This window comes from Arthrobacter sp. 2YAF22_2 (genome assembly GCF_052114645.1).
In the GTDB taxonomy this organism is placed as follows: domain Bacteria; phylum Actinomycetota; class Actinomycetes; order Actinomycetales; family Micrococcaceae; genus Arthrobacter.
The window spans coordinates 1-4,846 of the sequence record NZ_JBFRFD010000285.1 but is presented as its reverse complement, the minus strand read 5'-3'; the positions used below and the strand labels follow the sequence as shown (position 1 = coordinate 4,846).

Sequence of the window (4,846 nt, the reverse complement as noted above, 5' to 3'; positions counted from 1 at the left end):
CGTCAGGGGTGAGGACTTCATCCGGGCCGAGAGTTTCAGGAATGCCACGATCGAGCCGGTGAAGGTCACCGCACCGATGAACACGCCGATGAAGACCTCGGCGTGGTGGACGGCCATCAGGTCAGCGGACAGGGCCGGGACCTCGAGGTGCCCGTTCCAGCCCACCAGCACCGCGGCGAGGCCAACGAAGCTGTGCAGCAGCGCAATCAGCTCCGGCATGCCGGTCATTTCCACGACGCGGGCACGCCAGAGCCCGATGGCTCCGCCGACCAGGACCGCACCTGCGAGCAGGGCCAGCCCGGTCAGGCCGTGGCCGGTGCCCCAGGCGCCCTGCAGGGTCAGCCAGATGGTCGCGGCGAGGGCGATGACCATGCCGGTGATGCCGTAGGTGACCCCGGACCGGGCTTTCTCATGCCTGCTCAAACCGGCAAGGCTGAGGATGAACAGCAGGGCCGCGACGATGTAGGCCGCCCCCGCGATGGATTCTGCGGTCAACGGACCGGAGACGTTTTCAGACACGGTAAAGCTCCTCGATACGATTCGGGCTGCTGCTTCGGGTACCTCGCTCATGAACGTGTCTTCTCACCGCGGGAGAACATCGCGAGCATCCGCCGGGTCACAGCGAACCCGCCGAAGATGTTAATGCTGGCCAGCAGCACCGAGACCGCGGCCAGGACCTGCATCACGGGATTCTCGGAAGTGACCTGCAGCAGCGCACCGACGACGATGATCCCGGAGATGGCGTTGGTGACAGACATCAGCGGGGTGTGGAGGGCGTGGTGGACTTTGCCGATGACGTAGAAACCGACCACGATCGAGAGCATGAGCACCGTGAAGTGCTGCGGCAGCGGCGCCGGGGCCACCGCGTTGATCCAGAACAAGACTGCGATGCCCGTGGCAAAGATCCCGGCCTTAACTGCGGCGCTGAGGCCTTGCTTCTTCTTTGGCGCAGTGCTTTCGACCGCCGTCCCGGTTTCCGTCTTCCCTACCGGTGCAGCGGAGACCTGGACCGGGGGTGGCGGCCAGGTCTTCTCTCCGTCCCGGACCACCGTCACCGAGCGCTGCACCACGTCATCAAAGTCGATCCGCAGGACCCCGTCCTTGTCCTTGGTCAGGAGCTTGAGCAGGTTCAGCATATTCGTCCAGTACAGCTGGGACGCCTGGGCCGGCAACCGGGCCGGAAGGTCCGTGTAACCCAGGATCACCACACCGTTATCGGTCACCACGCGTTCCCCGGCGACCGAGCCTTCCACGTTCCCGCCCTGCCCTGCGGCCATGTCAACGATCACGCTGCCGGCCCTCATACCTGCCACGTCCTCGGCCGTGAGCAGCTTCGGCGCCGGACGCCCCGGGATCAGGGCGGTGGTGATGATGATGTCCACGTCCCGTGCCTGCTCCGTGTACATTTCCGCCGCCCGAGCGTTGTATGCCTCGGACGTGGCCTTCGCGTAGCCGTCCGAGGACTGCATCTGYTCGGCGACCTCAACCTTGAGGTAGGTCCCGCCGATGGACTTCACCTGGTCGGCCACCTCGGGCCGCGGGTCCGTGGCACGCACGATCGCGCCGAGGCTGCTCGCCGCCCCGATCGCCGCCAGACCCGCCACGCCGGCACCGGCGACCAGGACCTTCGCCGGCGGGACCTTGCCCGCGGCAGTCACCTGGCCCGTGAAAAACCTGCCGAATTCATGCGCAGCCTCAATCACGGCCCGGTAGCCGGCAATGTTCGCCATCGAGCTGAGCACATCCATCGACTGCGCCCGCGAAATGCGCGGCACCGCATCCAGGGCAAGGGCGGTGATCGGACGCGCAGCCAGCGCCTCCACCAGCTCCGGACGCAGCCCCGGGCTCAACGACCCGATCAGCGTCGCCCCGTCAGCCAGACGTCCAATCTCCTCCTCCGTGGGCGGGTTAACCCGCAGCACCACCTCACTGCCCCACGCATCATCGGCCCCAACAATAACGGCACCCGCCTCGGCATACGCCTCATCACGAAACGACGCAGACTCCCCCGCACCCTTCTCAACCACAACCTCGTAGCCCAACCCCAACAATTGCTTCACAGTCGTGGGCGTCGCTGCCACCCTTGTTTCGTGGCCTAATTCGGCCACGATCCCAATTCGTGTCATTTTGCTCGTCCTCCTAGTAGCGTGCGTGGCCTGATCGTATGTCTGTCTGTCTGCGGAATGTGCCCCAGCTTTCTATCGTTACGCCCGGCGGGACGTCGCCCGTGAGACACACCTCGTAGCGGCCAAGGGCCAGCCGCGTGACCGAGATACCGGCCTGCCTGAGGATGGCTGCGGGCTTCAAGAGATCGACAGCCCTGTCCAAGGCGGCATCCAATTCTCTTCGAGCGTGAATGGTAACGACGAGACAATCTGTCTCTGCATGCATATTTAGGGATCCTCAATCTCGTTGCGGCTTTCACCGCCCTGCCTTGTCGGCTGTCCGTTATGGTTGATCGGGAAAGCTTTACGATTTCAGGACCGCGCTCCCACCGATGGGCCTATTTGCTGTCAGCGTCGCGCACGCTCAACCCGGCTTCGAGCGCTGGCTCTAGGCGAATACCTTCAGCGTCAAGGCTGAGTGTTTGTGGAGCAAGACAGTCGAATCGGTCGGGCTTCGCCACTCCCCTGTGCACGAAGTCAGTGACCAGCTTTCGCATGGCGACGGTTACCCGCGCCGATTCTGACATCGAAGCGCCTTCGAGCATTGGGGCATCGTGCCATTGGGCGGTGTCGCCGAAGATGAACGGCAAAACGAAGCAGTGTGGCGCGTAGGCTGCCTCGAGCTTGCTGCGGTGATCCAGCCGGACGACTTGCGCGGGGACGGGTGCGTGGGCTGCGATCTCAAGTGCGGGTATGCGAAAGTGCGCCAACGTGGCCGCGCGCACTATTCGTAAGTAGGCGTCAGGATCATCGCCACAGCTTTCGAGACGGGCCGCCGCTGCTGCGGGATCGGTAAAGGTCCGATCGATGAACCGGTCCACGTCTGCCTTCGAGTAATCCGCGCGCGGCTGGCTACGAAGGAAGCCGGCAGACTCCTCGGCTGTCGTAATGAGAAGGACAGCGTCGGTATGGATTCTCTGGGCGGAGGAAGCGTAACGTGCCAGGTCGCTCGGCGTTTCCTGTGATTCAGCGGGCATGTAGGGAAAAGCCTGGAGGCCGGCCCGGGCGCTTCCCTGCGCTGCAAGTAGCGCCCCGACCGGCGCGCTCAGCAGAGCCGTCTCTGAGCCCACGGCGTCGATGATCGCCGCCCGATGCCGAAGCCAGATGTCCACGGGCAGCGGCGCCAACCGAGGCATGCTGATCAGCAGCGTCCGCGCGGCCAAACCGCGCATGCGGGGGTCGGTACTGAGCGCGTAGGCGTACCACGCCCCCGCAGAATCTCCCGCGATCGTTATGCTCCCGGGATCCCCGCCAAAGGCGCTGATGTTCTCCCGCACCCACTCCAAAGCGGCCTGGAGATCGCGGACGGGCTTGGTCGACTCTGCCGGGTCCCCGATCGGACCGAAGTGCCCCGACACGCCGAGCCGGTAGTTCACCGTGACGAGGACGATGCGCGCGTCACGCACGAAGGTTGTCGACTCGTACCACCGGCTTTCGCCCGAGCCGGTCGTGAAGCCGCCGCCGGGAATGAAGAACACGACGGGAAGCCCGTCGGCACCCGCCGGCGCCTGGACCCGAAGCGTGAACGCATCTTCCTGCTGCACAAGCTCACTGAGGGCGGGCCCCAGCAGGTTGTCGAGCACACCCGGCGTCTGTGGGAAGGCTATCGGCGGCGTCTGTACTTCGCCTGACGAAATCGCGTCGATCTCACCGAACCGGGGATCAGTCCTCGGAGTCCCGTAGCGCACTCCCCGCGCGTCGATCACTCCTGCGTGAAGATGGGCGCGCACGGCCCACCGCGGGGTAGGAATCACGAGCATGGTGTTCACGGAATAAACTCGTGATCGCCCTCGCTGACCGCCTCGGTAATCTGCCAATACTCCACGTTCGTATAGGGCCAGACTTGCGAAACACGGCCGTGCGCGTTCTGATACCACGTGTGCACATACGGCTGCCCCCACGCCATCCGGCGGTTGCCAGCGTCGATCCAGTCAACAAAGCGGTCCAAGGCCGCGGGCCTCACGTCGATGGCGGCGGCACCCCTGTGCAGGATCTCGTAAACAGACTTGAGGGAGAACTCGACGGCACGTTCAATCATGAAGTGCAGGCTCCCGGCGACGACACCTCCGACGTTAGGGCCGTAGATGAGGAAGAAGTTGGGGAAGCCGGGCACCGTGATGCCGTTGTATGCGCGCGCGTCGCCCTTCCAGAAGTCGTGAATCTCCACACCGTCGCGACCGATGACCTCCACCTCATCGAGGTAATCCGACGGCTTGAAGCCGGTCGCGAAGACGACGATGTCGACTTCATGCTCAACGCCATGACCGTCGACTATGCCGCGCTCGGTGAATCGATCGATACCCGCTGTCACAACTGTCGTGTGCGGGGATTTGAGGGCGGCGGCCCACACCCCGTTGTCACGGAGCATCCGCTTTGCGCCCGGAGGGTAGTTGGGAACGGCATGAGCCAGTAGGTCCGGGCGTTCCGCGAATTGAGCTGCGAGGAGCCCGGTCAGCACGTCGCGGACCTCTTGGTTCTTGCGGGAGACGCTCAGTGGTGCTCCCTCCCAGCCTTCCTCTGCCGTCACGGTGTGCAAGCGGCCGGGGATGCCCTGAACCGTCGCCCATAGGCGGTTCCACTGTGCATAGTGCGGGACCTTGCGTCGCAGCCAGGTGAAGGCGTCGGTGACGCGGTCGTGATAGTTCGGTGCCGGCAGCATCCAGGGTGCGGTGCGCTGGAAC

4 protein-coding genes are annotated in these 4,846 nt (G+C 64.5%); all 4 read right to left on the bottom strand.

The features are described 5' to 3' along the window. The coding region (locus AB4Y86_RS12220) for an NAD(P)(+) transhydrogenase (Re/Si-specific) subunit beta (RefSeq protein WP_441402493.1) at nucleotides 1-570 on the bottom strand (570 nt) is incomplete at its 3' end. Then, a complete protein-coding gene (locus AB4Y86_RS12215; protein ID WP_441402492.1) occupies nucleotides 567-2,126 on the bottom strand; it encodes a Re/Si-specific NAD(P)(+) transhydrogenase subunit alpha in 1,560 nt (519 codons plus the stop codon). The genes AB4Y86_RS12215 and AB4Y86_RS12220, both read right to left, overlap by 4 nt. Before the next feature lie 377 nt (nucleotides 2,127-2,503). Further along, a complete protein-coding gene (locus AB4Y86_RS12210) occupies nucleotides 2,504-3,925 on the bottom strand; it encodes a carboxylesterase family protein (protein WP_441402494.1) in 1,422 nt (473 codons plus the stop codon). Nucleotides 3,926-3,930: 5 nt separating this feature from the next. Further along, nucleotides 3,931-4,846 (bottom strand): hypothetical protein (locus AB4Y86_RS12205; RefSeq protein ID WP_441402491.1); only part of this gene is annotated, 916 nt, incomplete at its 5' end.